The sequence below is a fragment of the Bacteroidetes bacterium SB0662_bin_6 genome (genome assembly GCA_009839485.1).
GTDB lineage: Bacteria > Bacteroidota > Rhodothermia > Rhodothermales > VXPQ01 > VXPQ01.
Map to the genome: position 1 here is coordinate 1 of VXPQ01000056.1, position 3,164 is coordinate 3,164.

The following is a 3,164-nucleotide window of genomic DNA, read 5'->3' on the forward strand; positions in this document are numbered from 1 at the left end:
CGCTGGTGTACACGCGCAGCCGCGTGCGCATCCCGTTGGACCGCATGCCTGAGGAAGGAGCCGTGTTTTTGCGTTTTGCTCCGAGGGGATCGGGCCGGGCGCCTTTGCCTGCGTCCGTTGAATGGAATGCGCCGGCACGGGACATAGGCGCCGCGGAGGAAGAAGGCCGCCGCTATCCCGGAGTCGCCCTCCGGACGCCTCAGGTCAGCTCTTCCACCCGGTGCCCGAGTTCGCGAAGCTCGGCCACAATCCTCGCGATATGGTCATGGCCGCGCGTCTCGATCGTGAGTTCGATCCCCACCTTCCCTACGGAGATGTCCCCGAAGGCGCGTGTGTGTTCGATGTGGAGCACGTTCGCACCCTCGATCGCGACGAGGGCCGTCACCTCGCTGAGGTAGCCGGGGCGGTCGCGAACGACGACAGCGAGACGCGCGAGCCGGCCATCGGCCCAGAGTGCGCGGTCGATGACCCGCGATACGAGGTTCATGTCGATGTTGCCGCCAGAGAGAATGCAGACGGTGACATCGGAGGGGCCGAGTTCGACCTTTCCCTCGAGGACGGCGGCCACGGACACCGCTCCACCGCCTTCTACGACGAACTTCTCGGATTCGAGGAGGAAGAAGATCGCGCGGGTGATCTGTTCCTCGTCGATGAGGACGACATCGTCCACGAGCGCCGTCAGGTGAGGGAATGCGAGGTCGCCGATCCGCTTCACGGCGATGCCGTCCGCGAGCGTGTTGGAGTTCTCCAGGTGTACGGGTTTTCCGGCAGCCAGCGACTCCCGGGCCCCCGGTGAGGCTGCGGCCTCCACGCCGATCACGCGCACATCGGGGCGCTGCGCCTTCACCGCCGTCGCGATACCGGAAATCATCCCGCCCCCTCCGACAGGGACGATGACCGTCGTGAGGTCGGGCACCTGTTCGAGGATCTCCAGCCCGATCGTCCCCTGGCCGGCCATCACATCAAGGTCGTCGAAGGCGTGGACGAGCGTGAGTCCCTCCTCTCGGACCAGGCGATCGACGAGCGCCATCCCGTCGGAGATGGTCTCGCCGGTCTGAATCACGCGGGCGCCATAGCCGCGCGTGTGGGCGATCTTGATGAGGGGCGCGTGGTCGGGCATCACGATCGTACACGCGATCCCCAGCCGGGAGGCGTGATACGCGAGGGCCTGGGCATGATTCCCGGCGCTGGCCGCAACGACACCCCCCTCGCGGGCGGTCGGATCGAGACACCGAAGCTTGTTGAGCGATCCCCGGTCCTTGAACGATCCGGTGCGCTGCCGAAACTCGGTTTTGAGATAGAACCGGCCGTCGGCGCGCGCCTCGAGGGCGAAGGATTGCGGGCAGGTGGTCCGCACCACCTCGGCCCGGATCCGTTCGCGGGCCGCGACGATATCTGAGTTCCTGAGCATGGGAATCAAAGACCCGGCTGACGGTGACGGGGTTCCGCGACAGGCGTTGAGGGCCGCGTGCAATTCGCCATCGAGGGTAGAAAGCCGGTTTGGCCATCGGTTGAATGCAAGGTTTCGAGGGGAAGGCGGCTCTGCAGGCTATTCTGCACCCAAAACATGCAGCAATGAGAAGCGGCCCGAAAAAACCGTCCGGTTTTTGCAGACCTCTTATGTCAAAAACTCCTAAATCGTAACAAAATCCGATACATACTTTCCTGCAAGGAGTTTTCAATAAATCCTAAATCGTAGCAAAACCTGATACATGCCTCTTGAAAAGAGTTGTCAATAACTCCTAAGTCATAACAAAATTCGATACGTACTTTTCTGCAAAAAGTTGTCAATAACTCCTAAATCGCACCAATATCCGATACATACTTTCTTTGGACGGGGCAATTTGATTTTTTACACCAACGCCTTTACTATATGCGCCGAAGTCCTGAGGCAATGCGTCCTCAGGGATGTATCAAAAACCCAACAGAGAAAGAACATGAGTAAACGGATTTTCGCCACATTGGTGGTTGCCATTTGTATGATTTTTCCATATACCGCCGATGCAGCAAAGAAACCTGACTGTGAATGGTCTGGATATGGATGTACCGTTCGCGGTTACAATAGCGGAGATGGTACTGCCAGCTATTCCTGGGAGTGTGAGGATGGCCCCAATCAATGGATCTATTTTCATGAGACCGGCCCAGCTTGTTAATCCCAACCCAACACGAAAAAACGGAAATAGCTATGAAAATAACCAGGTACCTTACCGCCATTGCGGCTCTAATCCTGTTTGCAGGATGCGGCACCGCAACAGACTCTATGTCTCCAGATTCGGTTGGAGGTATAGATGTCTCGTTCAGTTCGATCGCTGTCGTGAAAGCGGAGGACAGTCAGGGTTACAAACCCCAGGGAGCGGAAATCGCCAACGCCATAAATGAGGCAGGGACAGGAATGCGTGAACTGGCAAAACAATATCACGCAGGAGACATAACTGCCGAAAATCTGAGCAAAGAAGCTGACAAGATCGTGGCGGAGTATACGCAGAACCCGATCGTGCGTACAGTCATACCTCAGTTGGTGGCGCACTCGGCGCTCAACGCGTTGCTTGACAGCGAAAATCCACAGGCTGTCAAGCCGTACATAGCGCACCATACGCAAGCGTTGGTTAACACCAACTCGCCACATGCTGAAGACATCGCCCGGGCACTTGAAGTGTTGGACGGCTACTGGACAAGCGAAAAGATCGAGACTGCGGCAAACAGGGCCGTGGACAATGCTGAGTATTACCTCACACGGCCAGCACACAAAATGGATCAAGCTTCACGGGACCAGCCCGATAACGAGGTTCCCTTAAATGAACTCCAGGACAGCAGATCAAGGGCGAAAGCCGACATCGGCTCCGGCGTAAAACAGTTGGAAGCGATGCTCGATAACTAATAACGTTTAAGGAGGAAACAGCATTGGGTGAGGGCCTCGCCGGAGAAATCTGGCGAGGCCTTTTTCCTTTAATGAGCACCCGCACACCGAACGATCCGCAGGTGAAGCGGTTCTTTTTCCTGTCGGGAATAGGTACTACAGGCCTCTTCCGGATTATATATGCGAGCCTTCCATTGATTGGCTCGTCCTCCCTTGTTCGGGTTCTGACGGCACGCGTGAGACGTAAGCAGTGGGAATTATATATTTAAGTTGACAGCCGGGGTTTCCAGCCCGGTTTTTTATCGAA

At 57.1% G+C, this 3,164-nt stretch carries 2 protein-coding genes; one reads left to right on the top strand and one right to left on the bottom strand.

What is annotated here, in order from left to right:
• Positions 1-199: 199 nt before the first annotated feature.
• Positions 200-1,411: a threonine ammonia-lyase gene (locus tag F4Y00_10785; protein ID MYE05441.1), complete on the bottom strand. Its 1,212-nt coding sequence runs from the start codon at positions 1,409-1,411 to the stop codon at positions 200-202.
• A gap of 774 nt (positions 1,412-2,185) precedes the next feature.
• On the opposite strand from F4Y00_10785, the gene F4Y00_10790 reads away from it, so the two are divergent.
• Positions 2,186-2,878, top strand: a complete 693-nt coding sequence (locus F4Y00_10790) for a hypothetical protein (GenBank protein MYE05442.1) — start codon at positions 2,186-2,188, stop codon at positions 2,876-2,878.
• The last annotated feature ends 286 nt before the right edge of the window (positions 2,879-3,164 follow it).

Bases quoted from the DNA above. Each gene is read 5' to 3' on its own strand.
- F4Y00_10785 (MYE05441.1), bottom strand. From the start codon at position 1,411: ATGCTCAGGAACTCAGATATCGTCGCGGCCCGCGAACGGATCCGGGCC.
- F4Y00_10790 (MYE05442.1), top strand. From the start codon at position 2,186: ATGAAAATAACCAGGTACCTTACCGCCATTGCGGCTCTAATCCTGTTT.